Origin of the sequence: Massilia timonae, from assembly GCF_001866515.1 — a bacterium.
GTDB lineage: Bacteria > Pseudomonadota > Gammaproteobacteria > Burkholderiales > Burkholderiaceae_D > Telluria > Telluria timonae.
In genome coordinates this window covers 5,146,535-5,161,575 of sequence record NZ_JRYB01000001.1, presented here as the reverse complement: position 1 = coordinate 5,161,575, position 15,041 = coordinate 5,146,535, and the positions used below count along the sequence as shown (strand labels likewise).

Below are 15,041 nucleotides of genomic sequence, written 5' to 3'. Positions count from 1 at the left end.
CCACCAACCACAGGAGCCCTTACATGTCTATCCGCAATCTGCTTTCTTCGATCCTGATCGGCGCCGTCGCCAGCGCGCGCTCGATGACGCCCATGGCCACCATCGCCACCGCGCGCCTGGCCGGCCGCGGCACCTCGGGCGACCTGTTCCTGCTGGACCGTCCGACCTTCAAGTATGGCGCGCTGGCGATGGGCGTCGGCGAGCTGCTCGGCGACAAGATGAAGAGCGCGCCCGACCGCACCGTCTTTCTCGGCCTGCTGGCGCGCGTGATGAGCGCGGGGATCGCCGGCGCGGCCCTGGCGCCGAAAGGCAGGGAAAAGGCGGGCGCCGCGGCCGCGGTGGCCACCGCCGTGCCGCTGGCCTACCTGACCCTGGCCGGGCGCAAGCAGGCGATGGCGCGCATCGGCCAGACCAAGAGCGGCTTGATCGAGGACGCGCTGGTCGTGGCCGCCGGCGCCGCGATCGTGGCGATGGCCACCAAGCCGCAGCGCGGCTCCTGAGTCCTACAGGCGGCCGAGGCGCTCCAGCGCCAATTGCAGCGTCGCGTCCTTCTTCGCGAAGCAGAAACGCACCACCCGCGATTCCTTCGGCTGGCCGTAGAAGGCCGACACCGGAATCGCCGCCACCTTGATCTCGGTGGTGAGCCAGCGCGCGAAATCCGCCTCGGACAGGTCGGACACGGCGTCATAGCGCACGCACTGGAAATACGTCCCGTCCGACGGCAGCAGGGTGAAGCGCGAGCCGGCCAGGCCGGCGCGGAACAGGTCGCGCTTGGCCTGGTAGAAGGCGGGCAGGTCGCGCCATGGCGCCGGGTCTTCGAGGTAGGCCGCGATGGCATGCTGCATCGGCGCCGTGACGCAGAACACGTTGTACTGGTGGACCTTGCGGAATTCTGTCATCAACGCCACCGGCGCCGCCACATGGCCGATCTTCCAGCCGGTGACGTGGAAGGCCTTGCCGAAGCTCGACACGACGAAGGCGCGTTCGGCCAGCCTCGGGTCACGCGACACCGACGCATGCGGCTCGCCGTCGTACACCATGTGCTCGTAGACCTCGTCGGACAGCACCAGGATGGAAGTGCCGTCGACGATCGCCGCCAGCGCATCGAGGTCGGCCTGGCGCAGGATGGTCCCGGTCGGGTTGTGCGGCGTGTTCACCACGATCATGCGCGTGCGCGGCGTGACCGCGGCGGCCACCTCATCCCACGGGACGCTGAATCCGGTCTCGTCGAAGCGCATCGCCACCGGCGCCACCACGCCGCCGGCAAGCAGGATCGCCGGCGCGTAGCAGTCGTAGGCCGGCTCGATGACGATCACTTCGTCGCCCGGATGCACGACGGCGAGGATCGCCGTGTGGATCGCCTGGCTGGCGCCGACCGTGATGGTGATCTCGGTGTTGGCGTCGTAGCGGTGGCCATAGGTCGCCTCGATCTTGGCGGAGATCGCCTGGCGCAGCACCGGCATGCCGGTCATGGGCGCGTACTGGTTGTGGCCGGCGCGCATCGCCTCGGCCACCAGCTCGACCAGCTTCGGGTCGCAGGCGAAGTCGGGGAAGCCCTGGCCGAGATTGACGGCGTCATGCTCGAGCGCCAGCTGCGACATCTGGGTGAACACGGTGGTGCCCACTTGGGGCAGACGGGAAACCAGCGGAGGAAGGCTCATGGGTGAGAACGGATCGTGAAGATGACGTGCCTATTTTAGCGTGCCTTCGGCCCTGGCCTTGAGCCATGCTTCCGGCAGCATGATGCGAAACAGCCCGGCCTGCGCCGTCTTGCGGCCCAGCTTGAGCAAGGCCTTGTCCTTGCTGATCAGGACCGCGGCGCCGGCGTCGCGCGCCAGTTCCATGAATTTCTGGTCGTCGCGGTCGGTGCACACCGGCAGGCGGATCGGCTTTGCCTCTGGCGCGACCAGGCGCAGCAGGGCGTCGAAGCGGGCCGCGGCCCGTTCGCGGCCGGCCTCATCCAGCGGCAGATGCGGGTAGCGCAGCACGGCGAGGTATTCGTCGCGGCATTCGGCGCGCGTGATCGCGTCGACCTGCTTCGTCTCGATGGCCGCCAGCAGCTCGGCCCAGCGCGGATCGTGGAACACGAACAGGTCGAGCAAGACGTTGGTGTCGATGACGATGGATTCTGCTGGAGCGGTTATCATGTGGCTTGTTTATTTGCGGAAAATTTTTGTTCGTTCATGCTGATTGTCCTGTCCCCCGCCAAGTCGCTCGATCTCGAATCGCCCCTGACCACCAAGCAACATACCAATCCCGACTTCATCCCGCAGGCCGCGGAACTGATCGAGGTGCTGCGCGATTATTCGCCGGCCCAAATCAGCGAGCTGATGGACCTGTCCGATGCGTTATCAAGGCTCAACGTCGGCCGCTACGCCCACTGGCAGCCCGACCATGCCGAGGCGCGCCCGGCCATCATGTCGTTCAACGGCGACGTGTACACCGGCTTCGACGCCCCGAGCCTGGACGCGCAAGGGCTCAAGTACGTGCAGCGCCATGTGCGCATCCTGTCGGGCCTGTACGGCCTGCTGCGGCCGCTGGACCAGATGCATCCTTACCGCCTCGAGATGGGCACCAAGCTGGCCAACGCGCGTGGCAAGGATCTGTATGCGTTCTGGGGCGAGACCATCACCCAGGCGCTGAACCGCCAGCTGGCCGAGACCGGGTCCACGGCGCTGGTCAACCTGGCCTCGACCGAGTACTTCAAGTCGGTCAAGCCGAAGTTGCTGGATGCGCCGGTGATCGAGCCGGTGTTCCAGGACTGGAAGAACGGCCAGTACAAGATCATCTCGTTCTTCGCCAAGCGCGCCCGCGGCATGATGGCGCGCTATGCGGCCGATCGTGGCGTCACCGATCCGGAGCAGCTCAAGGAATTCGACGTCGACGGCTATGCCTACGAGCCGGGCGCGTCGAAGGAGCGCGCATGGGTGTTCCGCCGCCGTATCGAGGCCTGAGCCAGGCCTGAGCCGAAAGGACCGCCGGCGCTGGACGGCGCCGGCGCTGCGATCTTATTCGACCGCGTCTTTCGGCGATGGCTTCGGACCGCTCTTGGCCCAGAACTTCCACCATGGCGCTTCGCCGCGCGCGTTCGGATTGATGAAGTAGCTGTTCGGATAGTTGAGCAGGAACACGCGCTGGGTGTCGTCGCGCAGCAGCGGCATGCCGAGCTTGTCGTAGCTGCGCATCATGATGAACAGCGCTTCTTCGCGCGCCGGCGCGTCGCTGTAGTTGGTCACCGCATCCTGGGCGCGGTTGAGCGCCGCCAGGTAGGCGCCGCGGCGATAGTAGTAGTTGGCGACGTGCACTTCGTACTGCGCCATCGCGTTGATCAGGTAGCTCATGCGCTCGATCGAGTCTTGCGCATATTTGCTGTTCGGGAACTTGTCGACCAGGGCCTTGAAGGCGGCGAAGGCTTCGCGGGTCGCGCGCGGATCGCGTTCGGTCGGGTCTTGTTCGTAGACGAAGCTGAAGAAGCCGAGCTGGTCGTTGAAGTTGACCAGGCCGCGCAGGTAATACATATAGTCGACCTGGGCGTGGTTCGGGTGCAGCTTGATGAAACGCTCGACCGCGGCCAGTGCCTCGGCCTGGTCGCCCGCCTTGTAGTGGGCGTAGGCGATCTCCATCTGCGCCTGCGTTGCATAGACGCCAAACGGGAAGTTGGTTTCGAGCCGCTGGAACAGCGGAATTGCGGCTTCGTAGTGCCCGCCGGCCATCTCATCGCGCGCCTCAGCGTATAATTTCTCCGCCGACCAGTTTTTGGATTCGTCGGCAGGCTTCGGCAGAACACTGCATGCCGAGAGGCCGACGAGGGCGCAAGTTGCGACCAACACAGACAATTTTTTTTGCATAGCTTTTTGCAGAGAAGTTTTACCTAGATTCAACGAACGGCTGATTATAGCCGATGGGACTGACGTGATATTAACTCCTGCGCCGGATTCGGCGGATTTACCTATTGACCCTGACTTTGACGATGAACTGGAGGCCGGGTTCGCCCCCGCGCCCGGCATCGACCTGTCGCCGATCACGCTGGCGCTGCAAGAGGAACACTGCGGCCAGCGCCTCGACAAGGTGGTGGCCGGCCTCGTGCCCCAGTTCTCGCGCAGCCGCCTGCAGCAATGGTTCGAAAGCGGCCACATCACGGTTGACGGCAAACCGGCGCGCGGCAAGGACACGGCCTATGGCGACGAGACGATCGTCGTCGAACCGCAGGCCGCGCCCGAGGACACGGCGTTCGCGCCGGAGCCGATGGACCTGAACATCGTCCACGAGGACGACGACATCATCGTCATCAACAAGCCGGCCGGCCTGGTCGTGCATCCCGGCTCGGGCAACTGGAGCGGCACCTTGCTCAACGGCTTGCTGCACCACTGCCCGCAACTGGTGGGCGTGCCGCGCGCCGGCATCGTGCACCGCCTGGACAAGGATACCAGCGGCCTGATGGTGGTAGGCAAGACCCTGGCCGCCCAGACCGACCTGGTGCGCCAGCTGCAGGCGCGCACCGTCAAGCGCGAATACTTCGCGCTGGTCTGGGGCACGCCGCGCGCCTCGGGCACCATCGACAGCCCGATGGGGCGCGACGCCAAGGACCGCGTCAAGATGGCGGTCTCGAACAGCCCGTTCGCCAAGCCGGCGATCACCCATTACGAGCGCGTCGTCACCGGCGAGCTCGATCGTCGTCCGGTGTCGCTGGTGCGCTGCCGCCTCGAGACCGGCCGCACCCACCAGATCCGCGTCCACATGCAGTCGCTGGGCTTCGCGCTGGTGGGCGACGCCGTCTATGGCAAGCGCCACCTGACGCCGGTGTTCCACCGCCAGGCGCTGCAGGCGCGCCGCCTCGGCCTGGTGCATCCGGGCACCGGCGAACAATGCGAATGGACGGTGCCGCTGGCCGACGATTTCGCCGCGCTGATCGCCCAGGCGGGCATCGAGGAGCCGCAGGACGGAGACTTCGGCAGCGAGATCAACGACGAGGATGACGACGACGGCGTCGTCACCTACCGCGTATGACGCATCGAGCGCTTGGCGGCGCCGACCTGGTCTGGCCGGACTGGCCCGACCTGCCGGCCTCGGTCGGCGCGCTGGCCACCAGCCGCGACGGCGGCGTCAGCGCCGCGCCGTATGACGACGGCAAGGGCGGCGGTGGGTTGAACCTGGGCCTGCATGTGAACGACGACCCGGACGCCGTGCGCGCCAACCGCGAGCGCCTGCAAGCCTGGCTGCCGGGCCGTCCGGCCTGGATCGCCCAGGTGCATGGCGCCGACGTGGTCGATGCCGTGAAGGTGGGGCCGGATCGGCCGGTGTGTACTGGCGACGCCAGCCTGGCAACCGCGCCAGGCGTCGTGTGCGCGATCCTGACCGCCGACTGCCTGCCGGTGCTGTTCGCCGACCTCGATGGCAAGGTGGTGGGCGCGGCCCACGCCGGCTGGCGCGGCCTGGCCGGCGGGGTGCTGGGCGCGACCGTGAGCGCCATGCGCGCGGCCGGCGCCGACGACATCACCGCCTGGATGGGGCCGGCCATCGGTCCCGACGCCTTCGAGGTGGGGCAGGACGTGGTGGACGCCTTCGTGGCGGCGATTCCGGGGGAGGCCACGCGCGCCTGCTTCCGTGATTATCCTGGCCGTCCGGGTAAATACCTGGCCGATATGTTCACCCTGGCGCGCCTGATGCTGGCGCGCGACGGCGTCGAACGCGTCCATGGCGGCGGCCTGTGCACCGCCAGCGCGCCCGAGCGCTTCTATTCCTACCGCCGCGACGGCGTCACCGGCCGTCAGGCCAGCTTGATCTGGATCAAGTGACAGATCGGCATCCTGGCCGATACTGCTCAGTCGCCGTCACCATCCGCATCCGATGGGGCGGCGGCATCCCCGGTTCCACCGTTCTCCCCCGGTTTGCGCGGGCCCTGCGCCGCCGTTCGGCTGCGCTGCCGACGCCGCTTTGCGCCAGTGAGATAAAAAAGAATGGATAATGGCACTGCGCAATAGAAAACGAAGGTCATGATCCCGCCGATCACCGTCGGTTCGGTCGCCGCCATGAGCACGACAACATATATCCAGGCAATGGCGACGATCCACATGATGTTCTGTTTTTTTGGTTGAAGAGACGAGATTCTAACAACGGATGCCCACATGAACATGCCTGACCCGCAAGCTGTCGCCGCAACCTGGCTGTCCCAATTTACCGATCCCAAGGCCTGGGAGGGCTGGATGAAGATGGCGCCCATGACGCCGCCGCCGGCCTCGGCCAATCCGCTGGCCGGTTTCCTGAAAGACGTCGGCGCCGGCATCGACCCGCTCAAGCTCGAATCGATCCGCGACGACTACCTTAAAAAGGGCGCCCAGCTGTGGCAAGATTTTGTGTCGGGCAAGACGCCCGAGCTGCATGACAGGCGCTTCTCGGCTTCCGAATGGACGGCGCATCCGCTGTCGGCATTCTCGGCCGCCTCCTACCTGCTCAATTCCGAATTCATGCTGGCGCTGGCCGACGCGGTCGAGGCCGGCCCACGGGAGCGCCAGAAGATCCGGTTCGCGGTCCAGCAAATGGTCGACGCTATGTCGCCCGCCAATTTCTTCGCGACGAATCCGGAAGCGCAGAAGAAAATGATCGACACCAAGGGCGAGAGCCTGACCAAGGGCATGGCGAATATGCTGGCCGACCTGCAGAAAGGCCGCATCTCGCAATCGGACGAATCCGCCTTCGAGGTCGGCCGCAACGTCGGCAACACGCCGGGCCAGGTGGTGTTCGAGAACGAGCTGTTCCAGCTGATCCAGTACACCCCAAGCACGCCGACCGTGCGCAGCGTGCCGCTCTTGATGATCCCGCCGTGCATCAACAAGTTCTACATCCTCGACCTGCAGCCCGAGAATTCGCTGGTGCGCTACGCGGTGGAGCAGGGCAATACCGTGTTCATGGTGTCCTGGCGTAATCCGGACCGCAGCCAGGCGAACCTGCGCTGGGACGATTACGTCGAAACCGGCGCGATCCGCGCGCTGGACGTGGTGGGCGACATCACCGGGCAAGAAAAGGCCCATGTGTTCGGCTTCTGCGTCGGCGGCACGATCGCCGCCACCGCGCTGGCGGTGCTGGCCGCGCGCGGCCGCCAGCCGGCGGCCAGCCTGACGCTGCTCACGACCTTGCTCGACTTTTCCGACACCGGCGTGCTCGAAGTGTTCGTCGACGAGGCCCAGGTGGCGCTGCGCGAACAGACCCTGGGCGGCGGCGGCCTGATGCCGGGGCGCGACCTGGCGACGACGTTCTCGGCCCTGCGTCCAAACGACCTGGTATGGAACTATGTGCAGCAAAACTATTTGAAGGGCAAGGAACCGCCGGCCTTCGACCTGCTGTACTGGAATGCGGACAGCACCAACCTGCCGGGGCCGATGTTCTGCTGGTACCTGCGCAACACCTACCTGGAAAACAAGCTCAAGAATCCGGGCGCGCTGACGGTGTGCGGCGTGCCGGTCGACCTCGGCAAGATCGATGCGCCGGTGTTCATGTACGGCTCGAAGGAAGACCACATCGTGCCATGGCAGGCTGCGTATGCCTCGATGGAGCTGCTCAATCCGAAGAAGCCGAAGGCGAACCGTTTCGTGCTGGGCGCGTCGGGCCATATCGCCGGCGTGATCAATCCGGCGGCGAAGAACAAGCGCAGCTATTGGGTCAACGACGAGGTTGGCAAACCGGGCGGCAAAGCCGGCGGAAAGTCGCGACCCAGGGACGATGCCGCCTGGTTCGACGGCGCGGTCGAGCACAAGGGGAGCTGGTGGCCGGAGTGGGCCAAATTCCTGGCGCAACACGGCGGCGCCGAGGTGCCGGCGCCCGCGACGCCCGGCAATGCGCGGTACACGGCGCTGGAACCGGCGCCCGGCCGCTACGTCAAGGCGCGTGCCGATTGAGGGGCGGGATTGGTTTGTTGACAGAAAAGCTAAGACAGTGATTAAACTGGTAATTGCTGCACCTGCGTCAATTGCATGGTATGGTGTCTGCTGTCCGTTTACTGCCGACCTGGCAGCGGGCGGGCAGGAGACGAACCGGCCATGCCGGCGCACACAATTCTAAGTACGAGGCTCACGAAGCCGCGGCGCAACCTATGGAACGAGAGATGAGCAGTGTGAAGAAAAGTACGGAACGCCTGATCAAGAAATACCCGAACCGTCGCCTGTACGACACGCAGACCAGTTCATACATTACGCTTTCCGACGTCAAACAGCTCGTGCTCGACGCCGACGAGTTTACCGTGGTCGATGCCAAGAGCAATGAAGACCTGACCCGCAGCATCCTGCTGCAGATCATCCTCGAAGAGGAAGCCAACGGCGTCCCGATGTTCTCGAGCTCGGTCCTGGCCCAGATCATCCGCTATTACGGCCACGCGATGCAGGGCATGATGGGTTCCTACCTGGAAAAGAACGTCCAGGCCTTCACCGACATCCAGAACAAGTTCACCAGCAACGCCGCCGGCGCGCTCGAAGGCAAGCCGTTCAGCCCCGAGATGTGGACCCAGTTCATGAACGTCCAGGGCCCGATGATGCAGGGCATGATGAACAACTACATCGACCAGAGCAAGAACCTGTTCCTGCAGATGCAGGAGCAGATGCAGAACCAGAGCAAGGCGATGTTCGGCGCTTTCCCGTTCCCGGGCATGCCGACCAATCCCACCGACAAAAAATAAGCGCTTCGCACAGCGCTGCAACACACCGGCCCGGCGCTCCCACCGGGCCCCCGGGTTCAGGTACAATCGCGGATTGCCCAAATCATTTGTCGTCCGCCCATGCCTGAACTCCGTCGTAATCCTTCTGCCAACTCCAGCAGCATCGCGGCCGCCGCGAAAGCCCCAGCCATCGTCATCCCGACGCCAGCCGCGGGTGTGACTGCGCCGAAGGTCGGCTTCGTCTCGCTCGGCTGCCCGAAGGCGCTGGTCGATTCCGAGCAGATCCTGACCCAGCTGCGCGCCGAAGGCTACCAGACCGCCAAGTCGTACGACGGCGCCGACCTGGTGATCGTCAACACCTGCGGCTTCATCGACGCCGCGGTGCAGGAGTCGCTCGACGCGATCGGCGAGGCGCTGGCCGAGAACGGCAAGGTGATCGTCACCGGCTGCCTGGGCGCCAAGAAGGATGCCGCGGGCGACGACATCATCACCAAGGTGCACCCGAAGGTGCTGGCCGTGACCGGCCCGCACGCCGTGACCGAGGTGATGGAATCGGTGCACCTGCACCTGCCGAAACCGCATGACCCGTTCATCGACCTGGTGCCGGACCACGGCGTCAAGCTCACGCCCAAGCACTACGCCTACCTGAAGATTTCCGAAGGCTGCAACCACCGCTGCAGCTTCTGCATCATCCCGTCGATGCGGGGCGACCTGGTGTCGCGCCGCATCGACGAGGTGCTGCTCGAGGCCGAGAACCTGTTCAAGGCCGGCGTCAAGGAACTGCTGGTGATCTCGCAGGACACGTCCGCCTACGGCGTCGACGTCAAGTTCCGCACCGGCTTCTGGAATGGCCGTCCGATCAAGACCCACATGACGCAGCTGGTCGAAGCGCTGGGCCAGCTGGCGCGCCAGTACGATGCGTGGGTGCGCCTGCACTACGTCTATCCTTACCCGCACGTCGACCAGGCGATCCCGTTCATGGGCGACGGCCACGTGCTGCCTTACCTCGACATCCCGATGCAGCACGCGCACCCCGATGTGTTGAAGCGCATGAAGCGCCCGGCCAGCGGCGAGAAGAACCTCGAGCGCATCCTCAACTGGCGCCGCATGAACCCGGACCTGACGATCCGCTCGACCTTTATTGCCGGCTTCCCGGGCGAGACCGAGGCCGAGTTCGAATACCTGCTGGACTTCCTGAAGGAAGCGCAGATCGACCGCCTGGGCTGCTTCGCCTATTCGCCGGTCGAAGGCGCGACCGCCAACGAGCTGGCCAATCCGGTGCCCGAAGAAGTGCGCGAGGAGCGCCGCGCGCGCGTGATGCTGCTGCAAGAGGAAATCTCGGCCAAGCGCCTGCAGGCGAAGGTCGGCAAGACCTTGCGCGTGCTGGTCGACGAAGTCGGCCCGCGCGAAGCGATCGGTCGCTCGGCTGCGGATGCGCCGGAAATCGACGGCGTGGTCCATATCAAGCGTCCGCTGGTGCCGGGCAAGCAGAAGCTGGCGGTCGGCCAGTTCGCCGACGTGGTCGTGACCCGCGCCGACGCCCACGACCTGTGGGCTAACCCGCTCTGAAGCATTCATCACAACCCCGGCGCGCGAGTCCTATGAACGAGAAGTCGATCCAGACCACCCTGATCCATAGCGACTACGTCGCGCCGAGCGGCTTCGATGCCTTCCCGCCCGGCATCCACCGCGCATCGACGGTGCTGTTTCCGAACACCGCGGCGATGCGCTCGACCGAGTGGCGCGACAAGCAGGCCTATACCTATGGCCTGCACGGTACGCCGACCACGTTTACGCTCGAGGCCAAGCTGGCCGAGATCGAGGGCGGCGCGCATTGCCTGCTGACGCCCTCGGGCCTGGCGGCGATCGCGATGATCGATTTCGCCCTGCTCAAGAGCGGCGACGACGTCCTGCTGCCGGATAACGTCTACAACCCGAACCGCGAGCTGGGACGCTGGCTGACCCAGGACTTCGGCGTGTCGGCGCGCTACTACGACCCCATGATCGGGGCCGGCATCGCGGAGCTGATCCGGCCGAACACGAAGTTGCTGTGGACCGAGGCGCCGGGATCGGTGTCGATGGAAGTGCCGGACCTGCCGGCCCTGTGCCGGGCGGCCCATGCGCGCGGCGTGCTCGTCGCGCTGGACAACACCTGGGCGGCCGGGCTGGCGCTGCGCGGCTTCGACCACGGCGTCGACATCGTCATGCATGCGCTGACCAAGTACCAGTCGGGCGGGGCCGATCTGCTGATGGGCGCGGTCATTACGCGTGACAAGGCGCTGAACGACCGCATCGCCCAGGCGCATATGCGGCTCGGCATGGGCGTGAGCCCGGACGACGCCTACCTGGTGCAGCGCGGCCTGCCGACCATGAAGCTGCGCTTCGAGCGCCACGACGCCAGCGCGCGCGAGTTGGCGGCCTGGTTCAAGGCGCGCCCCGAAGTGAGCAAGGTGCTGCATCCGGCGTTCGAGGATTGCCCTGGACACGCGTCCTGGAAACGCGATTTCACGGGCGCCGGCGGACTGTTCTCGGTCGTGTTCGATCCGCGTTACGACGAGGCCCAGGTCGACCGCATGGTCGACGCCTTGACGCTGTTTGGCATCGGCTACAGTTGGGGCGGACCGAACAGCCTGGTGATGCCGTACCGGATCAAGAGCCTGCGCGACAAGTGGGTCGATCCCGGCGTGCTGGTGCGCTTCAATGTTGGCCTGGAAGAGCCAGGCGACCTGATCGCCGATCTGGAACGGGCGTTCGGCCAGCTGTAAACTGAAAATGGGGCCTGGTCGGCCCCATTCGTTTTTAAACCGGCATTGCCCGGTTACTGTTCAGGTCGAGGAAGCCGCGCACCAGGCGGTAGGCCTTCCACACCCAGACCACGAACCACAGCAGGTAGGCGATCGGAATGCCGATCACGGTCATGAACAGCACGCCGCCGACCGCCATCCAGGCCACGTACCACCAGAACGAGCGGATCATCCAGGTGTGATGGCTGTGGACCATCGTCCCCGCGGTTTCCGGGCGCTTGATGTAGTTGATGATCACCGGGACGATCGACAGCATCCCGAGCGAAAAGAAGAAGGTCAGCGCGTGGATGACGTACAGGATGCGCGCCCACTGTTTGTTGTCCTCGACGCCTCGTTCCAAAACCAGTTCTTGCGACATAGTGGCTCCTTATAAGGACGGGATCGGCCCCGTTCGTTGCCATTGTAGCAGCGTCGATCGCGCGGGTCCGGGTCATGCCGGCCGGAATCACGAAGGACTCAGCCTACATGTTGCTGGACCCAGGCCGCGAGCCGCCCGGCATCCATGGCGCCCGACTGGCGCGCGATCTCGCGTCCGCCCTTGAACAGCGCGAGGGTCGGGATGCTGCGGATCGCGAAGCGTGCGGACAGGTCCTGCGAGCGCTCGGTATCGACTTTCAGCAGGCGCACCCGCGGTTCCAGGCGCTGGGCGGCCTGGGCATACGCCGGCGCCATCATCTTGCACGGGCCGCACCATTCGGCCCAGAAGTCGACCAGCACCGGGATGTCGTTGCGCCCCACGTGGCGCTCGAAGCGGGCGCTGTCGACATCCAGCGGACGGCCGCTGAAGATGGCTTGCGAGCATTTGCCGCAAGTAGGGGCGTCCTGCAGGCGCGCCTGCGGCATGCGGTTGACCGCATCGCAGTGCGGGCAGACGACGTGGAGCGGGTCGCTCATGGGTGTTCTCCTTCGGTGTGCGATGACGGTATTGTAAGCGGCGCCGCGCAATCCCGTCGCCGCCTCAGCCATGCGCCGCGCCCGGCCCGACTTGCATAGAATCGGGGAAACGACACGACCACGAAAGTCCCATGCCTCAAACCGAATCGCCCGGGCGCCTGCTCGTCGGCTGCGCCGGCTGGAGTCTGCCCAAGGCTTGTGCCGACGCTTTTCCCGTCGAGGGAAGCCACCTGGAACGGTATGCCGCCGTTTTCCCCACGGTGGAAATCAATTCCTCGTTCTACAAGCCGCACAAGCCGGAAACCTATGCCCGCTGGGCCGCGAGCGTCCCGGACGACTTTCGCTTCGCCGTGAAGGTGCCGCGCGCCATGACGCATGAGGCGCGCCTGCTCGAGGTCGACGAGCAGCTCGACCGCTTCCAGCTCGAAGCCGGCATGCTGGGCGACAAGCTCGGCTGCCTGCTGGTGCAGCTGCCGCCGCGCTTCGGCTTCACCGACGCGCCGGCGCACGCCTTCTTCGATGGCCTGCGCGCGCGCTTTGCCTGCAGCATCGCCTTCGAGGCGCGCCATGCGAGCTGGTTCTCGCAGCCGGCCACGGACTTGCTGCGCGAGTGCGGCGTGATCCGCGTGATCGCCGATCCGGCCGCCGGCCAGCCGGGACCGCACGAGCCCACCAGCGACAGCGAGGTCTACGTGCGCCTGCACGGCACGCCGCGCATCTATTACTCGCGCTATCCGCAACAAGAGATCGCACGCTGGCGCGCCGAATTCGATGCGCTAGTTTCCCAGGGGCGCAAAGTATGGTGCATCTTCGACAATACGGCGGAAGGCGCGTCCGTCCCGAATGCGTTGGAATTGATGCACGGACAGGTCGTGCAGGTAAATTAGGATTTTGCGATACTGCTGGCATCATGGTGACCGCGACTTTTCGTTTCTATCAGGAACTAAGCGATTTCCTGCCGCGCGAGCGGCGCGGCCGCACCTTCGCCGCCGATTGCGCGCGCCGGTCGACCACCAAGCACATGATCGAGGCGCTCGGCGTGCCGCATACCGAGGTCGAGATGGTGCTGGTCAATGGGGCCGAAAGCGGGTTCGACCGGATGCTGGAAGATGGCGACCACGTTGCCGTGTATTCGCGCTTCGCGCTGCTGGAAGTCGGCCCGCATGGCGGCGTGGGGCCGGAGCGGCTGCGCGAGCGCGCGCGCGAGCGCATGCGCTTCGTCGCCGACGCGCACCTGGGCGGCATGGCGCGCCTGCTGCGCATGGCCGGCTACGACACGCTGTATGACAACCATTACCACGACGACCACGTCGAGGACCTGGCCGACCGCGACGACCGCATCGTGCTGACGCGCGATCGCGAGCTGCTCAAGCGGCGCTCGATCGTGCACGGCTGCTATATCCACGCCCTCGATCCGCCGCAGCAGCTGCGCGAGCTGTTCGGGCGGCTCGACCTGGCCGGCGGCGCGCGTCCGTTCTCGCTCTGCCTGCACTGCAACCTGCCGCTGAGCGCGGTCGACAAGGCGAGCGTGCTCGATCGCCTGCCGGCGTCGGTGCGCGCGTTGCACGACAGCTTCACCACCTGCGACAACTGCCGGCGGGTTTACTGGAAAGGTTCGCACTACCAGCGCATGGCGGCGCTGCTGGCGGCGGTCGGCCAGCGCAGCGAAGACCCCCTGGACGACTTTGCCGATGTAGAATCGCCGGAGGAATCCGACTTCCATCCGTGAGCGTGACTACCTCTGCCGCAGCCTCATCCCATTCTCCGGCGTTGACCGCCGGCATGCCCCTGCGGGTCGAATGCCCGCCGGGCGCCTGCGTGTGCGAGCGCGAACGGGTGCTGGCCGACCCGGCGGCCGACCAGCGTCCCCTCCTGATCACGCGCCAGCAAGAGCAAAAGCTGATCGAGCGCATCGAACGCGTCGACAGCTATGCCGACCTGCGGCACGTGCAAAACCTGATCCGCAAGAACGTCGGCAGCGAGCTGCGCATCGCGCCCGGCCCCAATGAGGTGCGCACCGTGCGCGGCATCCTGATCGTGCTCGAGGAGCGTCCGGGCCTGTGCAAGAAGCTGCGCCAGTCGGTGCCGGCGGCGGTGCGGCGCCGCCTGGCCGAGCGGCCCGAGATCGCCTGGGCGATCCTCGATGCCCATGACCTGTTTGGCGCAGGCTGACGCGCAATGGGTGCGCTGCGGGCCTGGCCTGTACGCGAACCGTCCGGCTCTTATACAATCGATGACAGAGCGGCATCGGCCGCCCGTGAACCACCGCGCGCGGTTTTGTTCCTGCGCGCAGCATCCTGGAGAATCCCATGTCGGGCTATAGCATCAATATTGAAGAAAAAACGCTTGCAGGAAACAACTTCCGCGAAGTGCTGTACACCACCAAGCGCAGCCAGCTGGTCATCATGACGCTGCAGCCGGGCGAGGAGATCGGCCTCGAGCACCACGATGGCCACGACCAGTTCATCCGCGTCGAAGCGGGCGAGGGTGTGGCGCTGCTGGACGGCGAAGAGCACAAGCTGGAAGACGGCGTCGCCGTGGTGATTCCGGCCGGCACCGAGCACAACGTCATCAATACCTCGAAGACCGAGCCGATGCGTCTGTACACCCTGTACACCCCGCCGGAGCACCCGGATGGCATCATCCACGCCACCAAGGCCGAAGCGGACGAGTACGAGCGTCAGCACGGGCATTGATGC

18 protein-coding genes are annotated in these 15,041 nt (G+C 65.7%); 12 read left to right on the top strand and 6 right to left on the bottom strand.

Annotated elements, in window-relative coordinates:
* Positions 1 to 23: 23 nt before the first annotated feature.
* The gene (locus LO55_RS21875) at positions 24 to 500 is read left to right on the top strand and encodes a hypothetical protein (protein WP_071363095.1); all 477 of its coding nucleotides are present in this window, start codon (positions 24 to 26) and stop codon (positions 498 to 500) included.
* Positions 501 to 503: 3 nt separating this feature from the next.
* Here the strand turns inward: LO55_RS21875 and LO55_RS21870 are convergent, their stop codons facing one another.
* Together LO55_RS21870 and LO55_RS21865 are read right to left on the bottom strand one after the other, a co-directional pair.
* Positions 504 to 1,661, bottom strand: a complete 1,158-nt coding sequence (locus LO55_RS21870) for a pyridoxal phosphate-dependent aminotransferase (RefSeq protein WP_071363094.1) — start codon at positions 1,659 to 1,661, stop codon at positions 504 to 506.
* A gap of 30 nt (positions 1,662 to 1,691) precedes the next feature.
* Positions 1,692 to 2,147 carry a putative toxin-antitoxin system toxin component, PIN family gene (locus LO55_RS21865; protein ID WP_071363093.1) on the bottom strand — a complete coding sequence of 152 codons (456 nt, stop codon included), beginning with the start codon at positions 2,145 to 2,147 and terminating at the stop codon, positions 1,692 to 1,694.
* Positions 2,148 to 2,183: 36 nt separating this feature from the next.
* Here LO55_RS21865 and yaaA point away from each other — a divergent pair, with 36 nt between their 5' ends.
* Positions 2,184 to 2,954 carry a peroxide stress protein YaaA gene (yaaA, locus tag LO55_RS21860; RefSeq protein ID WP_071363092.1) on the top strand — a complete coding sequence of 257 codons (771 nt, stop codon included), beginning with the start codon at positions 2,184 to 2,186 and terminating at the stop codon, positions 2,952 to 2,954.
* Positions 2,955 to 3,008: 54 nt separating this feature from the next.
* On the opposite strand, the gene LO55_RS21855 is transcribed toward yaaA, so the two are convergent.
* Positions 3,009 to 3,848: an outer membrane protein assembly factor BamD gene (locus LO55_RS21855; protein ID WP_005670171.1), complete on the bottom strand. Its 840-nt coding sequence runs from the start codon at positions 3,846 to 3,848 to the stop codon at positions 3,009 to 3,011.
* A 64-nt stretch (positions 3,849 to 3,912) separates the two neighbouring features.
* On the opposite strand from LO55_RS21855, the gene LO55_RS21850 reads away from it, so the two are divergent.
* Together LO55_RS21850 and pgeF are read left to right on the top strand one after the other, a co-directional pair.
* A complete protein-coding gene (locus tag LO55_RS21850; protein WP_071363091.1) occupies positions 3,913 to 5,007 on the top strand; it encodes an RluA family pseudouridine synthase in 1,095 nt (364 codons plus the stop codon).
* Positions 5,004 to 5,795, top strand: a complete 792-nt coding sequence (pgeF, locus tag LO55_RS21845) for a peptidoglycan editing factor PgeF (RefSeq protein WP_071363090.1) — start codon at positions 5,004 to 5,006, stop codon at positions 5,793 to 5,795. The genes LO55_RS21850 and pgeF overlap by 4 nt, the downstream gene beginning before the upstream one ends.
* 26 nt (positions 5,796 to 5,821) lie before the next feature.
* Here pgeF and LO55_RS21840 read toward each other — a convergent pair whose 3' ends face one another.
* Positions 5,822 to 6,127: a hypothetical protein gene (locus LO55_RS21840; protein WP_177185483.1), complete on the bottom strand. Its 306-nt coding sequence runs from the start codon at positions 6,125 to 6,127 to the stop codon at positions 5,822 to 5,824.
* On the opposite strand from LO55_RS21840, the gene phaC reads away from it, so the two are divergent.
* The 4 genes from phaC to LO55_RS21820 all read left to right on the top strand — a co-directional run bounded on the left by phaC (position 6,126) and on the right by LO55_RS21820 (position 11,409).
* The gene (gene phaC, locus LO55_RS21835) at positions 6,126 to 7,892 is read left to right on the top strand and encodes a class I poly(R)-hydroxyalkanoic acid synthase (protein WP_071363089.1); all 1,767 of its coding nucleotides are present in this window, start codon (positions 6,126 to 6,128) and stop codon (positions 7,890 to 7,892) included. The genes LO55_RS21840 and phaC overlap by 2 nt on opposite strands.
* A 206-nt stretch (positions 7,893 to 8,098) precedes the next feature.
* Positions 8,099 to 8,665, top strand: a complete 567-nt coding sequence (gene phaR / locus LO55_RS21830; protein ID WP_005670179.1) for a polyhydroxyalkanoate synthesis repressor PhaR — start codon at positions 8,099 to 8,101, stop codon at positions 8,663 to 8,665.
* A 99-nt stretch (positions 8,666 to 8,764) separates the two neighbouring features.
* Positions 8,765 to 10,213, top strand: coding sequence for a 30S ribosomal protein S12 methylthiotransferase RimO (gene rimO, locus LO55_RS21825; protein WP_229410209.1), 1,449 nt, complete (start codon positions 8,765 to 8,767; stop codon positions 10,211 to 10,213).
* 32 nt (positions 10,214 to 10,245) lie between these two features.
* Complete coding sequence (locus tag LO55_RS21820; RefSeq protein WP_071363088.1) at positions 10,246 to 11,409, top strand: cystathionine beta-lyase; 1,164 nt, start codon at positions 10,246 to 10,248, stop codon at positions 11,407 to 11,409.
* Between the two features lie 34 nt (positions 11,410 to 11,443).
* Here LO55_RS21820 and LO55_RS21815 read toward each other — a convergent pair whose 3' ends face one another.
* Both LO55_RS21815 and trxC read right to left on the bottom strand, forming a co-directional pair.
* Positions 11,444 to 11,806: a DUF4870 family protein gene (locus LO55_RS21815; protein WP_005670185.1), complete on the bottom strand. Its 363-nt coding sequence runs from the start codon at positions 11,804 to 11,806 to the stop codon at positions 11,444 to 11,446.
* 98 nt (positions 11,807 to 11,904) lie between these two features.
* Positions 11,905 to 12,342: a thioredoxin TrxC gene (trxC, locus tag LO55_RS21810; RefSeq protein WP_071363087.1), complete on the bottom strand. Its 438-nt coding sequence runs from the start codon at positions 12,340 to 12,342 to the stop codon at positions 11,905 to 11,907.
* Positions 12,343 to 12,473: 131 nt separating this feature from the next.
* Between trxC and LO55_RS21805 the strand changes: the two genes are divergently transcribed.
* The 4 genes from LO55_RS21805 (at position 12,474) to LO55_RS21790 (ending at position 15,038) form a co-directional block, all read left to right on the top strand.
* Positions 12,474 to 13,229: a DUF72 domain-containing protein gene (locus tag LO55_RS21805; RefSeq protein ID WP_071363086.1), complete on the top strand. Its 756-nt coding sequence runs from the start codon at positions 12,474 to 12,476 to the stop codon at positions 13,227 to 13,229.
* 23 nt (positions 13,230 to 13,252) lie between these two features.
* Complete coding sequence (locus tag LO55_RS21800; RefSeq protein ID WP_071363085.1) at positions 13,253 to 14,071, top strand: Mut7-C RNAse domain-containing protein; 819 nt, start codon at positions 13,253 to 13,255, stop codon at positions 14,069 to 14,071.
* A gap of 53 nt (positions 14,072 to 14,124) precedes the next feature.
* Positions 14,125 to 14,514, top strand: coding sequence for a hypothetical protein (locus LO55_RS21795; protein ID WP_071363920.1), 390 nt, complete (start codon positions 14,125 to 14,127; stop codon positions 14,512 to 14,514).
* A gap of 137 nt (positions 14,515 to 14,651) precedes the next feature.
* Entirely contained in the window at positions 14,652 to 15,038 is a 387-nt protein-coding gene (locus tag LO55_RS21790) for a cupin domain-containing protein (protein WP_005670194.1), read from the top strand.
* Positions 15,039 to 15,041: the final 3 nt, after the last annotated feature.